17 protein-coding genes and 4 tRNA genes are annotated in these 22569 nt (G+C 62.8%); 14 read left to right on the forward strand and 7 right to left on the reverse strand.

What is annotated here, in order from left to right:
• Positions 1–221 precede the first annotated feature (221 nt).
• The 3 genes from KF708_03450 to KF708_03460 all read left to right on the forward strand — a co-directional run bounded on the left by KF708_03450 (position 222) and on the right by KF708_03460 (position 4697).
• On the forward strand, positions 222–2510 hold the full coding sequence (locus KF708_03450) for a PQQ-binding-like beta-propeller repeat protein (GenBank protein ID MBX3411752.1): 2289 nt from the start codon (positions 222–224) through the stop codon (positions 2508–2510).
• A gap of 82 nt (positions 2511–2592) precedes the next feature.
• On the forward strand, positions 2593–4326 hold the full coding sequence (locus tag KF708_03455) for a PQQ-binding-like beta-propeller repeat protein (protein ID MBX3411753.1): 1734 nt from the start codon (positions 2593–2595) through the stop codon (positions 4324–4326).
• 56 nt (positions 4327–4382) lie between these two features.
• Positions 4383–4697 (forward strand): response regulator, encoded by a 315-nt coding sequence (locus KF708_03460; protein MBX3411754.1) that lies wholly within the window; start codon positions 4383–4385, stop codon positions 4695–4697.
• 93 nt (positions 4698–4790) lie between these two features.
• Here KF708_03460 and KF708_03465 read toward each other — a convergent pair whose 3' ends face one another.
• From KF708_03465 to ribA, 4 genes are all read right to left on the reverse strand, one after another.
• Positions 4791–5393 carry a YfbM family protein gene (locus tag KF708_03465; GenBank protein MBX3411755.1) on the reverse strand — a complete coding sequence of 201 codons (603 nt, stop codon included), beginning with the start codon at positions 5391–5393 and terminating at the stop codon, positions 4791–4793.
• Positions 5390–5872: a hypothetical protein gene (locus KF708_03470; GenBank protein ID MBX3411756.1), complete on the reverse strand. Its 483-nt coding sequence runs from the start codon at positions 5870–5872 to the stop codon at positions 5390–5392. Before KF708_03470 ends, KF708_03465 begins: the two co-directional genes overlap by 4 nt.
• 398 nt (positions 5873–6270) lie before the next feature.
• A complete protein-coding gene (locus KF708_03475; GenBank protein ID MBX3411757.1) occupies positions 6271–7134 on the reverse strand; it encodes a tetratricopeptide repeat protein in 864 nt (287 codons plus the stop codon).
• 406 nt (positions 7135–7540) lie between these two features.
• The gene (gene ribA / locus KF708_03480) at positions 7541–8761 is read right to left on the reverse strand and encodes a GTP cyclohydrolase II (GenBank protein MBX3411758.1); all 1221 of its coding nucleotides are present in this window, start codon (positions 8759–8761) and stop codon (positions 7541–7543) included.
• 180 nt (positions 8762–8941) lie between these two features.
• Here ribA and KF708_03485 point away from each other — a divergent pair, with 180 nt between their 5' ends.
• The 5 genes from KF708_03485 to KF708_03505 all read left to right on the forward strand — a co-directional run bounded on the left by KF708_03485 (position 8942) and on the right by KF708_03505 (position 14386).
• Positions 8942–9787 carry a hypothetical protein gene (locus tag KF708_03485; GenBank protein ID MBX3411759.1) on the forward strand — a complete coding sequence of 282 codons (846 nt, stop codon included), beginning with the start codon at positions 8942–8944 and terminating at the stop codon, positions 9785–9787.
• A 562-nt stretch (positions 9788–10349) separates the two neighbouring features.
• Positions 10350–10814: a CBS domain-containing protein gene (locus KF708_03490; protein ID MBX3411760.1), complete on the forward strand. Its 465-nt coding sequence runs from the start codon at positions 10350–10352 to the stop codon at positions 10812–10814.
• Positions 10815–10887: 73 nt separating this feature from the next.
• Positions 10888–12750: a 2-oxoacid:acceptor oxidoreductase subunit alpha gene (locus KF708_03495; protein MBX3411761.1), complete on the forward strand. Its 1863-nt coding sequence runs from the start codon at positions 10888–10890 to the stop codon at positions 12748–12750.
• 12 nt (positions 12751–12762) lie between these two features.
• Positions 12763–13785 carry a 2-oxoacid:ferredoxin oxidoreductase subunit beta gene (locus KF708_03500; GenBank protein MBX3411762.1) on the forward strand — a complete coding sequence of 341 codons (1023 nt, stop codon included), beginning with the start codon at positions 12763–12765 and terminating at the stop codon, positions 13783–13785.
• Between the two features lie 70 nt (positions 13786–13855).
• Positions 13856–14386, forward strand: coding sequence for a CBS domain-containing protein (locus KF708_03505; GenBank protein MBX3411763.1), 531 nt, complete (start codon positions 13856–13858; stop codon positions 14384–14386).
• A gap of 151 nt (positions 14387–14537) precedes the next feature.
• Here the strand turns inward: KF708_03505 and KF708_03510 are convergent, their stop codons facing one another.
• The 3 genes from KF708_03510 to KF708_03520 all read right to left on the reverse strand — a co-directional run bounded on the left by KF708_03510 (position 14538) and on the right by KF708_03520 (position 17666).
• Positions 14538–15269, reverse strand: a complete 732-nt coding sequence (locus KF708_03510; protein ID MBX3411764.1) for an SDR family oxidoreductase — start codon at positions 15267–15269, stop codon at positions 14538–14540.
• Between the two features lie 36 nt (positions 15270–15305).
• Positions 15306–16130 (reverse strand): DUF3891 family protein, encoded by an 825-nt coding sequence (locus tag KF708_03515; protein MBX3411765.1) that lies wholly within the window; start codon positions 16128–16130, stop codon positions 15306–15308.
• Positions 16131–16205: 75 nt separating this feature from the next.
• The gene (locus KF708_03520; protein MBX3411766.1) at positions 16206–17666 is read right to left on the reverse strand and encodes a hypothetical protein; all 1461 of its coding nucleotides are present in this window, start codon (positions 17664–17666) and stop codon (positions 16206–16208) included.
• A gap of 570 nt (positions 17667–18236) precedes the next feature.
• On the opposite strand from KF708_03520, the gene KF708_03525 reads away from it, so the two are divergent.
• From KF708_03525 to tuf, 6 genes are all read left to right on the forward strand, one after another.
• Complete coding sequence (locus tag KF708_03525) at positions 18237–19904, forward strand: sigma-70 family RNA polymerase sigma factor (GenBank protein ID MBX3411767.1); 1668 nt, start codon at positions 18237–18239, stop codon at positions 19902–19904.
• 307 nt (positions 19905–20211) lie between these two features.
• Positions 20212–20284: transfer RNA gene (locus tag KF708_03530), tRNA-Thr, on the forward strand.
• Between the two features lie 164 nt (positions 20285–20448).
• Positions 20449–20530, forward strand: a tRNA-Tyr gene (locus KF708_03535).
• 156 nt (positions 20531–20686) lie between these two features.
• A tRNA-Gly gene (locus tag KF708_03540) sits at positions 20687–20757 on the forward strand.
• Between the two features lie 360 nt (positions 20758–21117).
• Positions 21118–21190 (forward strand) — tRNA-Thr (locus tag KF708_03545).
• A 92-nt stretch (positions 21191–21282) separates the two neighbouring features.
• Positions 21283–22482 (forward strand): elongation factor Tu, encoded by a 1200-nt coding sequence (gene tuf / locus KF708_03550; protein MBX3411768.1) that lies wholly within the window; start codon positions 21283–21285, stop codon positions 22480–22482.
• The last annotated feature ends 87 nt before the right edge of the window (positions 22483–22569 follow it).

Consider the following 22569-nt stretch of genomic DNA (forward strand, 5'->3'; position numbering starts at 1 on the left):
CCAGTAGTTGTGGTCTTCTGCATCGACCAAAGGGGTGCTGGTGTGATCCCCCTCCGCAAGGTCCCCGCGGCTTGCCCGACCCTACGTGGCGTCGTATCCTGACAGAGACGTGGTCCACGCCACGTTTTCCAGCGCGCGGAGCGGCGCGAGCCGTCTTCCGTCCTGCAGCGTGCTGCTTTGCCTGCCATCCTTGCCCCGCCCTCGGAACCGGACTCTTCGCCATGCAACGGATCCCGGCTCGTGTATTTACTCTCTTGCTTCTCTTGTTGGCGAGTGCCGTCGATCGAACGGCCCAGGCGGTTGAAAAGCCCGACCCTGGCGATTGGCCCAACTGGCGCGGTCCGGAGCAGAACGGCATCTCGCGCGAGTCGGGGCTCATCGATCGCTGGGATCCCGAAGGCGAGAACGTGCTTTGGAAGAATACCGAGATCAGCACGGTCTCGACCCCCATCGTCATGCACGGCAAGGTCTACTTGCTGTCGCGCGACGCGATCGAAACGCCCAGCGAGGGGGAAAAGGTCGTCTGCCTCGATGCGAACACCGGCAAGAAGATCTGGGAACACAAGTTCAACGTCTACCTGACCGACGTGCCCGCCGAACGCGTGGCCTGGTCGTCGGTCGTGGGCGATCCCGCCACGGGACGTGTCTACGCGATGGGCGTCTGCGGTTACTTCTGCTGTCTCGATGGCGAGACCGGCAAGCCCCTTTGGACTCGTTCGTTGAGCGAAGAGTTCGGGCTGCTCAGCACGTACGGCGGCCGCACGAACGTGCCGATCCTGTTCGAGGATCTCGTCATCACGAGCGCGGTGATTATCGGTTGGGGCGATATGGCCCGTCCGGCGCATCGCTTTCTGGCGATGGATAAGAACACGGGCGAGGTGGTCTGGTTCAACGGCACTTCGCCCCTACCCGACGACACGACCTACAGCACGCCGGTGATCTCGGTGATCGACGGCGAGGCGCTGATGATCTTTGGCTCCGGCGATGGCGGCCTGCACGCCTTCCAGCCTCGCACGGGCAAGCCCGTCTGGAAGTACAACTTCTCGCGTCGTGGCATTAATACGTCGCCGGTGGTGGTCGACGGCATCGTCTACTGTGGCCATAGCGAAGAGAACATGGACAACACGACGATGGGGGCCGTGGCCGCCATCCAGGGAAGCCTGAAGGGCTTGCCCCCGGAAGAGCCCCCCTCCGCGCCGAAGCCGGCGCCCCCTGGCGCGCCCCCCGCGGTGAAGCTGGGACGCAACATTACGCAGACGAATACGTTGTGGCTGAAGAAGGAGATCGGCATCGGCAAGTGTTCGCCGGTGGTGATCGACGGTCGCGTCTACGCCCTGGACGACTCGGGCGGTTTGTACGTGTTCAATGCCGCCGATGGCAAGCAGATCGGCAAGAAGCAAAAGCTCGGCACGATGATGCGTGCCAGCCTGATCTACGGCGATGGCAAGCTCTATGCCTGCTCGGTCGACGGCCGCTTCTACGTGCTGAAGCCCAGCGACAAGGGTTGCGATATCGTGCATCGTCTGCGTCTGCCGCAGGGCGAGGAGGTCTACGGCTCGCCGATTATCGCCCATGGGCGCATCTATCTGCCGACGACCGCCGCGCTCTACTGCATCGGCGACAAAGAGGCGAAGAACTCCAGCGGCGACGTGCAGCAACTGCCGGCCGAGACTCCCGTCTCGAACGATCCACAGCCGGCGTTCGTACAGGTGGTGCCGGTCGAAGCCCAGGTGAAGCCGGGGGAGAAGGTGCAGTTCGAGGTGCGCCTGTTCAACTCGAACGGCCAGTTCCTCAAAAAGTCGAAGGCCGAGTTCAGCGTCGATGCCCACGGCACGATCTCGCCCGACGGCGAGTACCTGGCCGACAGCTCGGCGCAGCACACGGCCTCGACGGTCACGGCCCAGGTGGGCGATCTGCAGGGGATGGCCCGCGTGCGGATCATTCCCGATCTCCCCTGGTCGTTTGATATCTCGGATGGCGAGGTACCGCTCCCCTGGGTCGGTGCCCGCTATCGCCACATCGTGCGCGAGCTGGATGGCGACCCAGTGATGGTCAAGGTCACCACGATTCCCAAGGGGACGCGCAGCCAGGCATGGATGGGGCGTACCGACCTGCACGACTACACGATTCAGGCCGATATCCGCGGCGCCATGCGTGGCGACAAGCTGCCCGACATCGGGCTGATCGCGCAGCGCTACACGCTCGACCTGCGGGGCGTCGAACAAGAGCTGCAGATCCGCAGTTGGACGTCGCAGTTGGGCCGCTTCTCGAAAACGGTTCCGCTGAAATGGGAGCCCGACAAGTGGTACACGCTCAAGTTCCGCGCCGAGGCCCAGGGGGACAAGGCCGTCTTGCGCGGCAAGGTCTGGGAACGTGGTACGCCCGAGCCGCAAGAATGGCAGATCGAGGCGACCGACAACGCCCCCAACCTCGTCGGTAGCCCAGGCTTATTCGGCAATGCGACGAACGCCGAGATCTTTCTCGACAACATCCAGGTGACGCCGAATTAGCGCACCGTAGCTCAGGCACCCCTCACGTGCCTGACAGGAATCAGAACGACGGTTTTGTCAGGTACGCCCGTACCTGACCTACATGGAGAAGACGCTTCCGATGAAGACCAAACTCGCATCGTCGCTGTTGGCCAGCGGGCTGTTCCTGTTGCTTGCGAATGGCCATACGCGCGCCAACGAAGCCAACGCACACAAGGTCGAAGCCCCCAAGCCCGTCGGCGTCAAAGACAAGGACTGGGCTCAATGGGGGGGCAGCACCATCAAGAACAACACGCCCGAGGCCAAGAACATTCCCAGCGAGTGGGAAGTGGGCGAGATCGACGACGAGACGGGGGAGTGGACGCCCGGCTCGGGGCAAAATATCAAATGGGCCGCGCGGCTCGGCTCGCAAAGCTACGGCAATCCCGTGATTGCCAACGGCAAGGTATACGTGGGCTCGAACAATGGCGCCGGCTACCTGAAACGCTACCCGGCGACCGTCGATCTGGGCGTGCTGCTCTGCTTCAACGAGGCCGACGGCAAGTTTCTCTGGCAGCACTCGAGCGAGAAGCTCCCCACGGGTCGCGTTCACGACTGGCCCCTGCAAGGCATCTGCTGCGCTCCGCTCGTCGAAGGGGACAAGCTCTGGTTCGTCACCAGCCGTGGCGAGGTCGTCTGCCTCGACACGGAGGGCTTCCGCGATAACGGCGAGAACGACGGTCCCTACACGAGCGAGACCCACGTCGCCGAAGACGAGGCCGATATCGTCTGGAAGCTCGACATGATGAGCGAGCTAGGCGTGTCGCAGCACAACATGTGCAGTTGCTCCGTCACCTCGGCCGGCGATCTGCTCTTCGTGAATACGTCGAACGGCGTTGATGAAGGCCACGCCGTGCTGCCGAGTCCTTCGGCCCCCACGTTCCTCTGTCTCGACAAGAACACCGGCAAGGTGCTGTGGACCGACAACTCGCCCGGGGCAAACGTACTGCACGGGCAGTGGTCGTCGCCGGCCTTTGCCGTGATCGACGGCGTGCCGCAGGTGTTGTTCGGCGCCGGCGATGGCTGGCTCTACAGCTTCCGGGGCGAGGCCACCCCCGACGGCAAGCCCGAGCTGCTCTGGAAGTTCGACTGCAATCCCAAGGAATCGAAATACGCCCTGCAGCGCGCCACGCGCAATCACATCATCGGCACGCCGGTGATTTACAACGGGTTGGTTTTTATCGGGGTGGGAGAAGACCCCGAGCACGGCGAAGGGGCCGGACACCTCTGGTGCATCGACCCCACGAAGCGCGGCGACGTCAGTCCCGAGTTGGCCTTCAATCTCAAGGATCTCAAGACCCCCATCCCCCACCGCCGCATCCAGGCCGTGAACGCCGAAGAGGGCGAAGTGGCTCGTCCGAATCCGAATTCCGCCGCCGTGTGGCACTACACGGGTGTCGATAGCGACGGCGACGGCAAGCTCGAGTTCGAAGAGACGATGCACCGCACCTGCGGCACCGTGGCGATCAAGGACGACATCCTCTACGTGGCCGACTTCAGCGGCCTGTTCCACTGTCTCGACGCGAAGACCGGCCAGCCCTACTGGACGCACGACATGCTCGCCGCGGCGTGGGGCTCGCCCCTGATCGTCGACGACAAGGTCTACATCGGCGACGAAGACGGCGACATCACCGTGCTCAAGCACGGCAAGGAGCTGGAGATCATCTCCGAGATCAACATGGGCAATTCGGTTTACAGCACGCCCGTGATTGCCAACGGCGTGCTCTACATCGCGAACAAGAGCCACCTGTTCGCCATCGTGCCCGAGGAGGGCGCCGACGAGGCGAGCGAGAATTGACGCGCCGCGTCCTGAATATCGGTCAGTGCGGCATGGATCACGGCGCGATCAGCCGCTTGATCGCCGGGCACTTTGCCGCGCGGATCGACGGCGCCGATGATCTCGCCGAATCGCTCGCCCAGCTTCGCGCGAACCAGTACGACTTGGTGCTCGTGAACCGCCTGCTCGATTTAGACGGCAGCGACGGCCTCGACATCATCCGCGCGATGAAGGCCGACGACTCCCTTGCCTCCATACCCGTGATGCTGGTCACCAACTACCCCGAGTATCAGGCCCGCGCCGTGGCCGAGGGGGCCGAGCCGGGCTTCGGCAAGAGCGAGTTGCAATCGCCGGCGACGAAAGAAAAACTCGCTCGGTTTCTCGCTTCGTAGTGTTTCTGCAAAGTGTGACACCACTGGCTTGCCCAGCAGTGGTTCTTGCCACCGATGCAGTTAATCTTTTCGACGGAGCGATGCATTATTCGCTCAACTTAGATGGGATACCAGTCCCTTGTTCTTCTCGGCTGCGTCGGCGACGAGTTTCTTCAATTCGTGAAAGTACATGGTGTACTCTTCGCGCAGATCGCCTTCGCCTTCGTCCCAAATCATTGGGTAAATACCCGCTTGATTCATGGCTTCAGGATCGAAGCGCGCCCAGAGTTCTTCATCGGAAAGACGGTCTAACGCGAAGTGTACTTCGCGCGCTTGTTCTGGTGAAATCCAGCAAGGTGCTCCATAGCCGGCATCGAGTTCTTCGATGGGCTCTCCGCTTGCGAAAATGAACCCCAAAGGCAGTGGAGCGTCGGCACTTTCTCCGGTCAGCAAGTAATGCAAGCCATGCCACGACTTTTGCAGGTCACAGCAGGGGACTTGAGGACGGGACCAGTCGGTTAGCGTCTCCCAGACACCTGGGTCCGAACATACTTTCTGATATTCCTGCGGCGATAGCGCATAGATCGCACCACACATGCCCATAAGAGTGCCCCTTTCCTCGATAAGGTAGCGCTCGCGCGACAAACGTGTCGCAGTGGAACGAGCGCACGTGCCACTCGACGAAATCATCCGAGCGGCTTCGAGGTCGACTGTCAAGCAGCATTCGGCCGCACGACCTTCAAGAATCGCCCGCCACTCTCGTACCAACCGGCGCGGGTGAAGCGGCACCAGCTCACGTCGAGCAGGAGCGAGATGCTGCGGCCATCCTCGGTTTCGAGCGTGGCCACAACGTGGCGATAGGGCAGGGGGGCCTGGTGGAAGAAGCCCAGCCCCCGTTCCGACAAGTGCCGCCCCACGACAGACAAGCTCTCGCCCAGACGCTCGGTGGCGTTTTCATTCACGGGCGTAAGCGTGACCAGGTGAGGGAACGGGTAGCGCAGCTCGCGGCGCCGTTCCACCGCCCGACCGCGCGGATAGAGCCGCGTCAGCAGCCCCCACACCAGCGCGCAGACTTCGTCGTCGGTGGCGGTGTTACCCGCGGTGGCGAACTCCGGCGGCGGTGAAAGGCCGGGCGGAGTCGCCAACTCGGGCGTGGAGGTCGGGACAGCAAACGTACCGCTGGCGGCAAAGCTCATACCTTCGGATCCTGAATTCGTGGTGCTCATCGGTGGGGCGCAAGTAAAAAAGGGGCCGCGCGCAGCGCGAACGAACGTCGCCTTGGCGCGCGGAATGTTCAACGGGTATTCGTGCGACGGCACGAGAGGAAGGGGCCGCCGTGCAAGTCGAAATAGCTACAGAAATGTTGTGCTTGCCGCTCGGCAGAATCACCCCGCGCTCGCCAGAATCGACACGCGCACGCCTGAGTGCTTCGGAACGACCCGTTCGCTAGGAGATGTGTACCGCCAGCGTCGCGCGAACTCGACGCCAACAGAACCCTAGCTCAGAAAAACCGGGGAGGCAAATCGGGGGACGTGAGTAAGGGAAGTTGGAGCCTGTTCGGTTACGCGGATCTAGTCAGCTCGTTCTACCCCGCTCAAACACCAGGTTGCGGCAGCGGAACCGCGTTGCCAAATTGCAGCAACTCGAACACACGCTTGGAAAGCAGTTGCGAACGTGCCGCCACGAAGTAATCATCGTCCGGGAACTCCGTCACCGCGGCGGCCACGATCTCGCTGGCTGCGAGATATTCGCCGGCGGCCAGGTGGGCTTCGTACGATCGGGCGTACAGCCGCCGGGCGTTGGCCTTTAATCGTTCGTCGTGCGGGGCGATGGCCCGTGCCTCGGCCAGCAGCTTCAAGGCCTCCGGGTGGTGCCCTTCTTCGGAGTTTTGCACGGCCCAGTTGTTGTAGGCTGCTGTCAAATTGTCGCGGGCAATGTCGGCTTCGGCATCGAGTTCGAGCACTGCTCGGCACGCCTCGATCGCTGCCAGATAGTCTCTCTGCTCGAGTTCCACAACGCTGCGGTTGTAGTACACCAGCGCGACCATCCCGTCGGTGTCGAGAGCCCGGACCTCGTGCAAGTCGATGTTGCTGCTGAGTTTGTCTTCTGGCCGCCAGCGATCGTTCGTCGTTTCGACGTCGTAGGAGTGTTCACGCGAGTCGACGCGGCACCAGACGTGCCCGGTGATGAGCATGGCGTGAGATTCCAGCCCGCAGTGGGCTGCCAGGCAGTGGAACAACAGGGTCGAGCCGACGCAATTAAACTCGCCACGATCGAACGCGCGGCGCGGATCGTGGCACGCGGCGTCGTAGCCGCCGGTGAGCAGGCGCCGGTGCAGAAAGGCGAGGATGAATCGTGCCTGCTCGTGTGTCGGCCACGATCGATCGAGCGAACGATCCAACTCGGTGGCTAGTTTTGTAAAAGTGGCCGAGTATCGAGCAAGTTCCTCCGAGCTCATTTCTCCGCTGGCGACGATCGCTCGTCGAAGCGTATCGAGCGCGTCGTGGGCCTGCCGTTGTTGGCGAAGAGCTTGCCGGGAGTGTGAACTTGAGGGGAGTGTCGCGCCGCGTGCAAGTCCAGTCGTGGAAAGTGCCACGATAAAAGCGCACAGCGCAGCCACGATCGTGCGCCGCGCGGCACTGGCGGAGCCAGTGGCGCCCAGAGGTCCCCACGGTGATTGAGAAAGCGTTCGCATCGGCCGGCCGCGATGGATTTACTGGCAATGCCCACCGTCGGGTTTTGTCAGGTACGCGCGTACCTGACCTGCGGACGACGGACTTGCTCGTGGTGAGGGCGAAACACCTCACACGGCAACTATAGGTTGCGGAAATCGCCTGATTTGGCCGACTTTTGCACCGGTTCGCCTATTCCACCTCGGGCAGGTGGTGCCCCATCTTTTCGCGCTTCGTGGCGATATAGTGCGCGTTGTGCTCGTTGACGGGGGGAATGATCGGCACCTGGTCGACCACTTCCAGGTCGAACCCGCCGTAGATGGCGGCATCGGTCTTCTTGGGATTGTTCGTCAGCAGGCGGACCTTGGTCAGGCCCAGGTCCTTGAGCAGTTGAATGCCGACACCGTAATCCCGGGTATCGGCCTTGTAGCCGAGCGCCAGGTTGGCCTCGACCGTGTCGAGCCCCTGGTCTTGCAGGGCATAGGCCTTGATCTTGTTCATCAGTCCGATGCCGCGTCCCTCTTGCTGCAGGTAGACCAAAACGCCGGCGCCTTCACTGGCGATCATGTCGAGCGCCATGTGCAGTTGATCTCCGCAGTCGCAGCGCAGCGAATCGATCAGGTCGCCGGTGAAGCAGGATGAATGGAGCCGGACGAGCGGGGCGGCCGCCTTCGTCAGGTCGCCGCGCACCAGCACGATCGGCTGCTGCGACTCGTACTTCACGCCGTAGGCGATGATCTTGAATTGGCCATGCTTGGTGGGCAATTCAGCCTCGGCCTCGCGGTAGACCAGCTTCTCGCTACGGCGTCGGTAGCGGATCAACTCCTCGATGGTGATGATCTCGAGCTTGTGCTCGGCCGCCAGTTCGAGCAAACGCCGCCGGTCGGCGCGGTCGCCGGTGGGATCGAGGATCTCGCACAGCACGCCCGCCGGAGCGAGGCCTGCCAGCCGGGCCAGATCGACGGCGGCCTCGGTATGGCCGGCGCGCCGCAGAACGCCCCCCTCTTTGGCCATCAGCGGAAAGAGATGCCCGGGACGCACGAAGTCGCTCGGCCGGCTTTGCGGATCGAGGACGGCCTGGATCGTGGTGGCCCGTTCCTTGGCCGTGATGCCCGTGCGCGAGGTGCGATGATCGATCGGCACGGTGAACGACGTCTGCAGTGGAGCGTTGTTCAGCGTCGAGTCGACCATCGGGTTGAGCTTCAGCCGATCGCACACCTCGGGCAGGATCGGCATGCACAACTGGCCTCGCCCGTGCGTAATCATGAAGTTCACGATCTCGGGCGTGACCTTGTCGGCCGCGCAGATGAAGTCCCCTTCGTTCTCGCGATCTTCGTCGTCGGCGACGATGACCACTTCGCCGCGGGCCAGGGCTTCGACGGCGGCTTCAATGGTAGAAAACGGGCGATGCACCGGCGGAACTCCGCGCCACGGGGGGCGCAACTGTGTGGTGTGGCTAGGTTTTCGTTATTATAGGCGAGTCGGGGAGACCTGCCAGCGGTGCGCTACGGCAGATCCCGGACCGTCTCCCGATCAAGTTTACCTTGCGCCGAACCTGATTCGCGCAAGGACCTCCAACGTCGAAAGCTGTGCATGCCGCTGGAACGCGAGGAGTACGTCGAGCAGGCCTATTTCTTCCGGACTCTGGCGGAGCGTATTTCTGCGGGCCTGTCGGTCCAGGAACTGCTGGGGACACTACGCGAAGAGGTGCTCGCCACGACAAAGCTGCCCATGGCCATCGACTTTCTGGCGGCCGAGTTGAAGTTCCACGGCGTCTTCGGTACCGCCATGGCCAAGCTGGGGCATTATTTCACGCCCTTTCAGACGTTTTTGGTGGTCGCTTCCGAGGACGAGCGCGCGCGATTCGACTTTCGCACAGCGCTCGACGTGCTCGCTCGCGAAGCGAAGTATCGCGCCGAAGGGGCCACGATTCAGGGCATCTTCTTGTTTCAGTTCGAGACGCTGAGCCGCAACCGGCTAGGCTACGATGCAGGGCTCGACGCGGTGGCCAAGGATCCGATTTTCGACGCCGTGTGGCGCGAGTGGATCCACGTCGTGCGACGACAGATCGGCATTATCGACTTTGCCGACCTGCTCTATGTTCGCAGTCAGCATTATGTCAATCAGCAGAGGGCGCAGGGCCTCTCGAACGACGACTCCCCCGCGGCCGTTTTGTTCGGCGAGAAGGAGGGGCAAATCGCGCTCGCCAATCGCCGGAAGGATCCGCTGCTGCTGTTCGCGGCGCTCGAGCGTCATCTGGGTTATCCCACGGTACCCCGACCAAAGCCCGAGCCTGAGGAAAGGCAGTTGCTGCCCTCGTTGGTCCGGCGCATCGAGCGGCTCGAATCGCGGCTGCGGCTCATCGAAGAGGAGCAACAAAAGGGGGGTATCGACCTGTCGAAGTTCTACCAGCAAGGCCTGCCGCCCGAGGCGGAGTAGGGTGACGTTATGCGATACGAACGAATCTTCCGTGAGCGAAAGCGCACGGGCTCAGAGGTTGCTGATGACAAAGCGATTCGGGCAGAGTTTGTCCATCACCCGACATTGGAAGAGTTGGTTTCGACCGGTTCATATGCGGAGTCAATGCCGCAGCCTAAGTTCCTGGCGACGCTCGAACGAGTCGCTGTGACGTCGCCGCGACTTGTAAAGGGATTTCCCGGGGAAGCTCCCGCCTGCCTGACTTTGTCGTCAGATTGGCAAAAAATCGCTTGAATTTGACGTTCAACCGCCGGCGGATACGTGTTAAATTGCGGTCGTCGTTACAATCTTGACGATCGGGCGGACACGAACGGACAGGACGCTTGCGACCGGCGGCGGCCGGTGCTAACGTTGCAAGGAGAGGCATTGCCGCGCGGCAACGTGTCCGCGTCTTTGGCCTCGACTCGCCGTCGCCTACCCGCCTGACCGAGTCCGCACCACTGCTTGGAGCCGTCGCCCCGCTGGCACGCGGGTCGAGCGGTTGCTCACCGTGCCGCCGAACTATGCGTTCGGAGTTTGGGCCGTGGACATCGAGTTGAATCTGAATACGGAAACGGTCGCTCATGCCGGCATGGTCGAGCCATGCTGCGTCGAGCCGAACGTGACCGTGCGCGAATTGTTGGAACTGCTCAAGGCTCGCAAGACAGGCAGTGCCATCATCTGCCGCGAGGGCGTGCTGGCCGGCATCTTCACCGAGCGAGATGCCTTGCGACTGATGGCGGCCAACGCCAATCTCGACGCGCCCATCTCGTCGGTCATGACGACCAACGTCACCACGCTGCCGGCCGATGCCAAGGTCGGACAGGCGATCAGCCAGATGTCGGGGGGCGGATACCGTCGTCTGCCGATCGTGGATGTCGCGAAACGGCCCGTCGGTCTGGTCAAGGTGTCGGGTATCGTCCACTACCTGGTCCAGCACTTCCCGAAAGCCGTCTACAACCAACCCCCCGTCGCCCGCGCCGCCACACAGGAGCGTGAAGGCGCGTAAAAACGCCCGCCGCCTCGGTTGCTCTCCCACCCACCGCGACCGATATCATCACGTAGAGGAATCTAGATCCAAGATGGCTAGCACCACGACCTCCGTCGAAACTCACAAGCCCATCATCGAAGTTCACTCCGCCACGGTCCGATTCTGTGGCGACTCGGGCGATGGCATGCAGTTGGCGGGGACGCAGATGACCAACACGTCGGCGCTGATCGGTAACGACATCGCCACGTTCCCCGACTTTCCGGCCGAGATTCGTGCTCCGCGCGGTACGAAGGCAGGCGTCTCTGGCTTCCAAATCCACTTTGCCGATACCGAGATCTTCACGCCCGGCGACCGCGTGGACGCCCTGGTGGCGATGAATCCAGCCGCGCTGGTGACCAACCTCGCCGATCTGATTCCCGGCGGCATCCTGATCGTCAACAAGGATGCTTTCGACGAAAAGAGCCTCAAGCTGGCCGGTTATAGCGGCAGCCCGCTCGAAGATGGCACCCTCAAGGCCTTTCAGCTCTTCTCGGTCGAAATGACCCGCTTGACCCGTTTGGCCGTCGAAGGGCTGGGGTTGAGCGTCAAGGAAGCCGATCGATGCCGAAACTTCTACGCCATGGGGTTGGCCTTCTGGCTCTACGATCGTCCGCTCGACACCACCTTGCGGTATATCGACGCCAAGTTCGGCAAGCGTCCCGACGTGGCCGAGGCGAATCGCCGCGCCCTGCACGCCGGTTACAACTACGGCGAAACGGTCGAGGCCTTTGCCAGCCAGTTCCGCGTCAATCCCGCCAAGCTGACTCCCGGCAAGTATCGCAACATCACGGGCAACGAAGCCACGGCCTGGGGGCTGCTGGCCGCGTCGAAGCGCAGCGACTGCGACCTGTTCTACGGCACGTACCCGATCACGCCCGCCAGCGACATCCTGCACGAGCTCGCCAAGCACAAAAATTTCGGCGTGCGCACGTTCCAGGCCGAGGATGAGATCGCCGCCATCACGTCGGTGATCGGCGCCGCCTTTGCCGGGGCCATGTCGGTGACCGGTTCGAGCGGTCCCGGGATCGCGCTCAAGGGCGAAGGCATCGGCTTGGGCGTGATGACCGAACTGCCCATGTTGGTGATCAACGTCCAGCGTGGCGGCCCCAGCACGGGGCTCCCCACGAAGACCGAGCAGGCCGACCTGCTGCAGGCCGTTTGTGGCCGCAACGGCGAGTGCCCCGCGCCGGTCATCGCCGCCCGCAGCCCCGCCGATTGCTTCGACGTCGTGCTCGAGGCCTGGCGGATCGCGGTGCGGTACATGACGCCGGTCTTCATCCTGACCGACGGGTACATCGCCAACGGCTCGGAACCGTGGCGCATTCCCGAGGTCGATTCGCTGCCGTCGATTACGGTGACGCACCCGGGCCCGATCACCAACGGAGACAAGTACCTCCCCTACCAGCGCGACGAGCGTCTCTCGCGTCCTTGGGCGGTTCCCGGCACGGCCGGATTGCAGCACCGCATCGGTGGCCTGGAAAAGCAGGACATCACGGGGAACGTCAGCTACGATCCACTGAATCACGAGCACATGGTGCATCTGCGGGCGAACAAGGTGGCGGGCATCGCCAACGACATTCCGCTGCAGGAAGTCGATGGCCCGGAAAAGGGCAAGCTACTGGTCATCGGTTGGGGGGGCACTTACGGCGCGCTCGCCACGGCCGTGCGCAAGGCACGTGCCGCGGGAGGCGCGGTGGCCCACTGCCACTTGCGATACCTCAACCCCATGCCGCGTAACCTGGGAGAAATCCTCAAAAGTTACGACAAGGTCTTGGTGCCCGAATTGAATCTCGGCCAGTTGCGCCTGCTGCTGCAAGGCACGTACGGGGTCGAAACCGTGGGCCTGAACAAGGTCCAGGGCAAGCCGTTCACGGTCGGAGAAGTGGAAGACAAGATCAAGGAGCTACTCGCGTAAGCGAAGCACACCATGAGTACAGAGTCTGCGTTGAAGGTATTGACCCCGGGCGACTTCGCCAGCGATCAAGACGTGCGCTGGTGCCCCGGCTGCGGCGACTATTCGATTCTGGCCCAGATGAAGAAGGTGCTGGCGGGCATCGGCGCGGTGCGCGAGAACACGGTCTTCATCTCCGGCATCGGCTGTTCGAGCCGCTTTCCGTACTACGTCGATACGTACGGTATTCACTCGATTCACGGTCGTGCCCCGGCCGTGGCCACCGGTTTGAAGACGGTCCGCCCCGACCTGAGCGTGTGGGTCATCACGGGCGACGGCGACGGCCTGAGCATCGGTGGCAACCACCTGATGCACGCCATTCGCCGCAACCTCGACATGAACATCATCCTCTTCAACAACCGCATCTACGGTTTGACGAAGGGGCAATACTCTCCCACCTCCCCCTTGGGCAAGGTGACCAAGAGCACGCCGATGGGCGCGATCGACAACCCGTTGCACCCGCTTTCGATCGCGATCGGTTGCGAGGCGACCTTCGTGGCCCGCTCGATCGACGTGAATATCAAGCACCTCGAGATGGTGTTGCACCGCGCGGCCGAGCATCGCGGCACCTCGTTCGTCGAGATCTACCAGAACTGCAACGTCTTCAACGACGGGGCGTATAACTTCGCCACCGACCGCGAGACGAAGGCCGACACCACGCTCGAGCTCGAGCATGGCAAGCCGCTGATCTTCGGCAAGGATCGCAACAAGGGCATCCGCCTGCACGGCATGGACCCCGAGGTGGTCGAGCTGGGCAAGGGGATCAGCGAGGACGACCTGCTCTTCCACGACGAAAAGGCTCCCGAGCCCAGCCTGGCCTACCTGCTCAGCCGCATGCGCTATCCGGAATTCCCGGAGCCGATCGGCGTGCTCCGTGCCGTCGACGCTCCACGCTACGAAGAGATGCTCAACGGTCAGGTGGCCGAGGCCAAGAAAGCACGTGGCGAAGGCGACCTCGACAAGCTGTTCAACTCGGGCGACACCTGGACCGTGGCCTGAGTTACTTCGGACGAAAACCAGACGCAGACGCGCCGCACTCGGTGCGGCATCGACTGACGAGGAACGCGGCATGGCGAACTGCCCCGCTTGTGGATACGAGAACATCGACGGCGTCGACACGTGCGAACGTTGCGAATCGCCGATGGAGTTTCTCAGCAAGCCGCAGCCGAAATCGTGGATCGAACGCAGCATTTTGAAAGACCAGATCGCGGCCCTCTGTCCGCGCAAGCCGCTGATCGTGGCCCCCACCACGCCCGTGGCCGAGGTGCTCCAGATCATGGTCGAGAAGAAAATCGGCTGCGTGCTGATCGTCGAGAACGACAAGGCGGCGGGCATCTTCAGCGAACGCGACGCCCTGATGCGTCTGGGGGCGAACTACGCCGCGCTCACGCCGCGCCCCATCCGCGAGTTCATGACGTCGAATCCCGAGACGGTCACGATGACCGATCGCATCGCCTTCGCGCTGCACAAGATGGACCTGGGGGGCTACCGCCACATCCCCGTCCTCGATAACGAGAAGGTCGTGGGGGTCATCTCGGTCCGCGACATCCTGCGCTACATCTCCGAAGACCTGCTCGCCCCCGGCGCGGTGAACGCGTAAAGCTGACTTCGGTTCATCGACGGTGGTTCGCCATTACGGCTATCGTTGAAGTTGGTCCAGTCCCGAGGCAAGCTTCCTCTAGAGTTGGGAACGAAATTCGGCTCCATGCCGTGTGGCTCGCCTAGCGAGCCCTCATATTCCCAGCTCTATTTCACACATAATCCTGGCTCGTCGGCTTGATGACCAGTTCCGGCACGTGCGCCCTGGGCGGCAGGCAGGCCACCATCAGCACCGCCGCGGCCACATCTTCCGATTGCAGAATTCTGGCGCGATGTTCTTCCGTAACGGGCACGGGGCGGTTCTTCAGGATTGGCGTATCGACTTCACCGGGATGGACCGTCGTCACGCGGATGCCGCGCTGGCCATCTTCGAGCGAAGCGGTGATGCCGAGCGCCGCCAGGGCGAACTTCGAGGCGTTGTAGCCCACGCCGCCCAGCAGCCCGGCTCGCTTGCCGGCGATCGAGCCGATGTTCACGATCAGCCCGTCGTGGCGCTCGCGCATGCCCGGCAATACCGCTTGCATGGCATGGAACGCGCCGGTGGCGTTCACATCGAGCATGCGCTGCCAATCCTCGGGCGAGAGTTCGGCCAGCGATCGTTTCACCACGTTCGTGCCGGCGCTGTTGACCAGGATGTCGATCGGGCCGAGTTCCTTCTCCGTCCAGGCGACGAGCTTCTGCACGCTCTCGCGCGAGGCCACTTCGACCGGATGGCAGAGAATCTTGCCTGCCGAGGCATATTCCGCGGCTGCCGCCTTGAGCTTGGCTTCGTCGCGGCCGGCGATGACCACGCGGCAGCCCTCGCGCGCCAGGGCCACGGCCGTGGCCAGTCCGATTCCGCTTCCGCCCCCCGTTACCAGTGCCGTTTTGCCGGAAAGTCGCATGGTGTGGTGCTTCCAAGGTGAAAGAAGTTCTGTGGATTAGTTTGTTGCTTGAGGGAGCAGCGTCCAGCGCAGCGTGACGTCGCTCGAATCGGCCGCGGCCAACTCATCGGTCGAAGCGTAATGCTTCGCTGCCACTTGCCGACCCGGCGTCGAGATTTCCAGTTCGCTCACCGCGAGCGGCCAGGGGGCCAGCAGCACGCGTCCGCCCGGTTGCGGCGTGAGCGAGAGCTTCGCCGAGGGGGTGTCGAACGTGACGCTTTCGGTGCGCTGGCTGCAGCACAACCAGAGGCTCAACAGATCGAACCACTGCAGCTCTGCCAGACTGCGGGCCGCCGTGGCCTGGGCTTCCGCGGCCGTGGCGCCGTGCATGACGCACCACTGGCGCAGCCAGGTCGAGATGGCGTTTTCTTGCCGCGCCTGAAACGAGAGGGCGAGTTGGCGATGCGCGGGGATCTCGCTCCACCGCGAGCTGAATCGCAACAGCAGCGCGGTGAAATGTCCCGCCACCATGCAACCTGGCAACGGACCCTGTTGTGCTGCCGCGTCGATCGAGCCCTGCCAGATCGGCAACCAGACCTCGATCGGCACCTCGGTGAAATCGAGCGGTCGGCCGGTTTGCGGGTCGACCGTGGGGCGGCGCTCCCAGGCGGCCCAGCCGTCGTCGTGGTGTTCGATGCCGGCCAGCACCTCGCCGCGCGGAACGAGCGGTTCGAAGGGGGCGTTCCCCCAAGCCTCGGCGATGCGCGCAGCGAGCCGGGCGTGCTCGACCTGGGAAACGAGAATCCAGGCCGGCTGGCCATTCGCATCGGTCGCGTCGCGGCGAATCATCGGCAGCGCGGGAATATCGAGGAACCGCGGCACGACGATACCGCGACGGGATGCCCCAGCAACCCGCGCGATTCTATGCGACCGGAGAGGCGACTCTCAAGCACCGTCTTACTTCGTGCTCTGCCCTGGCAAGGGAGGACCGGCGGGGCTCGCGGGGGCATTCTCCTGCGCTGCCGTGGCGCCCGCGGGGGTCGGCTCGGGCAGGTTGTCAAAGGCTTTCAGGAAGTAGACCGTATCGGCCAGGCGTTTGCCCGCCTCGCCAAAGCGTTCGACGAGGGCCTCTTCGACGGTGAACAGCAAGACGGCCTGATTGCCCGTCTCGTCAGTCACGTGGACGTAGCTCCACTGAATCGGCAGTTCCGAGGCGGTGCCGGTGGCGTCGACGCGCAGAAGGCGGCGTCCGAGCGGGTCGTGTCCTTCGCTGGCCCGCACGAACTGGCCAAAGTGGCTCCCCAGGCTCTGCTCGATCTCGTGCTGGAACTTTTCGAGCGAAGGGACGTTTTGCGGGCCATTCTGCGCGGGCACCGAGATGTTGCACTGGGCGATCAACTCGCCCCGATCGATGTAGCGAAACACCGTCGATTTGCCCTCGTCGTTCATGATGAACCAACGGCGGTCGTACAGGACACCGTAGTTGCCGCCGAACGATTCGTGGCTCAAACGAGTATCGATGTTCGTGAAGGACTGATTCGTCAGCTTCAAGGCGGCCGGTTCGAGTGACGCGCTCGTGACGCCGGGCGTGAGCTTCATCTGCAGCTTGGCGACGACATCGATGCCCGGATCGACATGGCCGATCGAGCGGCGCTCTTTGATGGCCATGGCGAACCAGGTGATGCGGCCAATTCCGAGATCGAACTTGTACTTGGCTCGCAGTTCGATTTCCGAGGCCACGCCGTGAATCGCCCCATGGACGGTGCCGCTCAATTCGACCTTGGCGGCGTTATCGCTGACGTCGACGAGCAGGCTTTCGACGTCGGTGGCGCTGGTGGCCTCGAGGCCCAGGAGCAGGGCCAGCGACTCGGCGCTCTGTGGCCAGCGTTGACCCTGGCTGACGGGCGCGGTGGGCAGGATCGCCTCGATCGCCAGGCTGTTGCCTTGGACGTCGATCAGATCGAGTTCTTCGCGGAGCAGGGGGCCGTCGGGGCTGAAAACCGTGGCCCCCGACTTCCCCATCGCGACCCCGATCAGCCGGCGCTCGCCACGCAACTCCGGATGGACGGACCCCTTCTCGATTTTGATATCGGCATTCGCCTGGGTGTAGTGACGCAGGGCCCGGAGCGAGGCCAGTGAGTTGGGGGCCCCGTCGATGAGCTTCTCGTCATAGACCAGCTTGGCATTCACCACGAGGGGTAACTTGGCCACCTTCTCGCTTTCGACCAGGCTCAGGTCGCCGGCCACTTCGAGCAGCGTTTCGACGTGAGTCGTCTCTCCCTTGGTTCGCGACGAGACCAGGCGATACGTCTTGCCCGCACTGCCCGGCGAATCGGCGGCGTCCGCTGAAACCAACGACAGCCCAACGGCGAGCAACAGGGTCGACAGCACCCACATCGACCAGCGCGAAACACGCATGGCGAACACCTCGAAGAGACCAGACCACTTAGAGAACCAGCTGACGGACCGGAACGTTGGATCGATCTTGTGGATCGCAACAGGCGTCCGGGCGGGGAATGGGCCGCTGTCGGTTCATCGGTCCACCAAGAGAGCCGAGTTCAGTCAATCTGTGCCGGTCGCCCGGGTCGGGAAGAGCTTTCCATCCACCCGTTGGTTGGGTATGTTTCGCGGCTCCCTTCCCTCCATTGGTATGGAAGTCGCAGGTTAGCCGCAGGAAGGGTCATAACGTGTTATATTTCAGGGAGATACAGATGGTAGTTCTGTGTCTCGGCCATCCCTCCATGGAGGGAATCCATTGATTCCAGCCTTATAAAGTGAACTTTTCTTGGACAATTGGACACTTTGCTACGTACAACTTGTGTGAGTCGGAGCTTCGATCGACGGGCTACCGACGGGAGTGAACCCCACGGGCGGACGCCGCGATGATTGCTGGCGACGCCCAAGGTGGACCACCCAGGAAGTTCAACCTCGCAGAGCGATGGAAGCGCAGGGAACGCTGCCAGGTTGGTGTTGGAAGAGGTGTCTGCCATGCATACCGACTATCGCAACCCCGCGCTGCGTCAGCTCTGCGATCAACAGGTCCGTTTCGCACCGCGCGACAAGAAAATCGATCAAGCCAATCGGGCCGAACGTCTTTTGACCGAGCTCGATCCGAAGAAGACGTATACGTACGAATATCTCTGCTATCGGATCACCGATTACCGGCCCGAGTCCTACCCCGACTTGCGGCTCAGCGGTGGCGATGCACAGCACGACCTGCGTCTCTTCGTTGAAGACGTTTCCGATGCGGCGAATGTCTCGGCCGATGCCGCCGGCGAGCGCGTGCTCACGGTCGAGGAACTGAGCAAAAACCTCGACGTCTCGACCAAGACGATTTCGCGCTGGCGCCAGCAAGGTCTGGTCAGCCGCCGCTTTCTGTTCGATGGCCGCAAGCGAGTTGGCTTCCTGCAGAGCTCGGTCGAGCGTTTCGTGGCCGAGAATCAGGAACGCGTCCGCCGCGGCGGTCGTTTCAGCCAATTGAGTGACGAAGAGCGGCAGGACGCCATCGAACGCGCCCGTCGCCTGGCCCGGGCGGGCGGTTGCCCCGCCGAGGTCACCCGCCGCGTGGCGAAGCACATGGGACGCAGCGTGGAAACAATCCGTTACACGCTGAAGAATTACGATCAGGACCATCCCGAGAGCGCTGTTTTCCCCGAAACGAGCGGACCGCTGTCGGATCAGACCAAGTCGCGCATCTACCAGCAGTATCGCCGCGGCGTGGCGGTCGATGCCCTGGCCAAGATGCACTGCCGCACCAAGACGAGCATCTACCGGGTACTCAGCGAGATGCGGGCGCGCCGCCTGCTCGAGCTGCCGCTCGACCACATGCCGAACCCGATGTTCTCGCGGAGCAGTGCCGAGAAGACGATTCTCGGGCCGCTGCCTGCCAGCGACCTGCCCACTCGGGCGGCTCGGCTGCCGAGCGGGTTGCCCCCTTACCTGGCCAGTTTGTACGAGGTGCCCTTGCTCACGCGCGAGCAGGAAGTCCACCTGTTCCGCAAGTTCAACTACCTGAAGTACAAGGCCAGCGAGCTGCGCAAGGGGCTCGATCCGTTGCGTCCGAAGAGCTCGCTGATGGACGAGATCGAGCGGCTGTACGACGAGGCCGTGGCGACGAAGAACCAGATCATCCGCGCCAACCTGCGGCTGGTGGTCTCGATCGCCAAGCGTCACGTGGCCCAGACCGACAACTTCTTCGAACTGGTCAGCGACGGCAACATCTCGCTGATTCGGGCGGTGGAGCGATTCGACTTCGCTCGGGGGAACAAGTTCAGCACGTACGCCAGTTGGGCGATCATGAAGAACTTTGCCCGGACGATCCCGGACGAGCACCGCCGCCGGGACCGGTTCCGCACGAGCCAGGACGAGACGTTCACGGCGACCGAGGATCGGCGGACCGACCAGTACGAGCTGGAATCGGCCCAGGCGATGCGTCATGAGCAGGTCGAGAAGATGCTCGAGCGGCTTGACGAGCGCGAGCAGAAGATTATTATTAGTCGCTTCGGCCTGGAGCACTCTCACGAGCCCCTCACCTTGAAGGAGGTAGGGGAGGAGATGGGGGTGACCAAGGAACGGATTCGCCAGATTGAGGCCCGGGCGCTCGAAAAGTTGCGTCGCGCGGCTCAGGAAGACAAGGTCGACCTGATCGGTCTTTGATCGTGCAGGTGCCGGCTCTCCGCCGAAAACTGAATTGAGACAGTAACGCAGGTGCCCCGAGTCAGGGGATCCAGCTCAACGGGAGGCGTAGAGGTACTCGGAAAAGGCGGTTTGGGTGCTGTAGCCCCGCGTAGGTGGGGTGGCGGCGGGCCCGGCGGTCTTTTCGGTGCCCTCGAGCGCCTCTCGTTTTTTATTGCACGCTACGGACCAACCAGCGACTGGTGGCGAAAAGTTTTTCGCCACCAGTCGTCTTGCGTTAGTCTTGCGGTTCCTTATATTTAGTGGTTTTCATGGCGGGCCCCGGCAGGCTAGCGTAGCTCAATTGGCAGAGCAGCTGATTTGTAATCAGCAGGTTGTGGGTTCAAGTCCCTCCGCTAGCTCATATGAGCGGGCGCAACCCCAGGCTCTCATTGAACGGTCGGCGCTTGTGGCGGTCGGTGGCGCGAGTGCTGGAATCGAGCGAACTTCGGATCGAGCTGGGTGGTCCCCCAGGAAATGCGGAATGGATACGCCGGCAGGCGACTGAAGTTCAGTCGCCAAGACCGGGGGGTTACCCGAGTGGCCAAAGGGGTCAGACTGTAAATCTGATGGCAATGCCTTCGCAGGTTCGAATCCTGCACCCCCCATTGCGAAGAACCAGGAGTGGATGAGTCGGTCGAGGCGAGGTGGCGGAGGAGTGGATCGGGGAGTCGAGATTTCGCACGAGAAGTGAAGATGTGCCCGGCCTGTGTCGGGTTGCTCGCCGCGAAGTGGACGGTGGTCTGTGGCGGAAGGCGGCCAGCGCGGGTGTAGCTCAATGGTAGAGCAATAGCCTTCCAAGCTAAAGACGAGGGTTCGATTCCCTTCACCCGCTTTGTAGGCGAAAGAACATCAGGTCGCGGCTGTGGCTCGAGTGGCTGCTCTCGCGAAACAATACGAACCAGCCTGAAGATCGGACGACCGTCCGAAAGGAGAGTAGCCGAGAATTCTGGCCCGCGACGCACGGCGTCGCCGAGCCGGGTGGCGGCAAGCTGAGCGAGCAAGTTACCGACGCGAGTGTCTGAGGGGGGGACCTGCCAGGCGGCGCGGCCCGGAAGCGGGTGGCGCCCTCCCTCCTTCGGCGTTCACCCAGAGGTGAGAGGCTCACGAGCCGAGGCCAGTAGCTGGAGTGATTGGTTCCAGTGGCTGGCGGCGTGTGGTTTTAGCCGGTTGGGGTCGTGGCAAGTTAAGTCGTGCTGCTGTAGCTCAGTTGGTAGAGCGCGTCCTTGGTAAGGACGAGGTCATGGGTTCAAGTCCCATCAGCAGCTTTTGAGAATCAGGGCCGTTGGCGGCCGCAGCATACGCACTAGTCAAGTTAGCAACACGCCTGTTCGTTAGCACGCAGGGAGATAGAAACAGAATGGCTAAGGAAAACTTCAACCGAACGAAGCCTCACGTGAATATTGGCACGATCGGGCACATCGATCACGGCAAGACGACCCTCACCGGCGCCCTGCTGTCGGTGCAGGCCGCCAAGGGGTTGGCGAACTTCAAGTCGTACGCCGATATCGCCAAGGGTGGTACGGTCCGCGACGAAACGAAGACGGTCACCATCGCCGTGAGCCACGTCGAATACGAAACCGAAAACCGCCACTATGCCCACATCGACTGCCCGGGCCACGCGGACTTCATCAAGAACATGATCACCGGTGCCGCCCAGATGGACGGCGCCATCCTGGTCGTGTCGGCCGCCGACGGCCCGATGCCGCAGACCCGCGAGCACATCCTGCTGGCTCGCCAGGTCGGTGTGCCGGCCCTCGTGGTGTTTTTGAACAAGTGCGACCTGGTCGACGACGAGGAGTTGCTCGAGCTGGTCGAGTTGGAGTTGCGCGAGCTGCTGACCCACTACGGCTTCCCGGGCGATGAAATTCCGATCATCCGCGGCGCCGCTCGTCCGGCTTACGACAGCCCGAAAGACCCCGAAGCCACGAAGTGCATCGCCGAGTTGCTGGCCGCGGTCGACGCGTACATTCCGGAGCCGGTCCGCGAGGTCGACAAGCCCTTCCTGATGGCGATCGAAGACGTGTTCTCGATCGAAGGTCGCGGCACGGTCTGCACCGGTCGTATCGAGCGCGGGTTGGTCAAGGTCGGCGACGAGGTCGAGATCATCGGTCTCAAGGAGAAGTCGGCCAAGACGACCTGCACGGGCGTCGAAATGTTCAACAAGACCCTCGATCAAGGGCAGGCGGGGGACAACGTCGGCTGTCTGCTGCGTGGTGTCAAGCGCGAGGAAATCGAGCGCGGTCAGGTGCTGGCCAAGCCCGGTTCCATCACGCCGCACACCAAATTCGAGGCCGAGGTGTACGTCCTGTCGAAGGATGAAGGTGGTCGGCACACGCCGTTCTTCAGCGGTTACCGTCCGCAGTTCTACTTCCGCACGACCGACGTGACGGGCACGGCTCAGTTGATGGGGGACGCCGAGATGTGCATGCCTGGCGACAACGCCCGGTTGAGCATCGAGTTGATCAGCCCGATCGCCATGGACGACGGTGTCCGCTTCGCCATTCGCGAAGGTGGCCGCACGGTCGGTTCGGGTGTTGTGACGAAGATTTTGGCGTAACGAGAGCGCCGGCAAGCCGGCCGGCGCGGAACAAGATGTTTGGTTGTGGGTCGGGTGTCGTGCCGCGAAGGCGTGGCGACTGGCTCG

The sequence above is a fragment of the Pirellulales bacterium genome, assembly GCA_019636335.1.
GTDB lineage: Bacteria > Planctomycetota > Planctomycetia > Pirellulales > JAEUIK01 > JAHBXR01.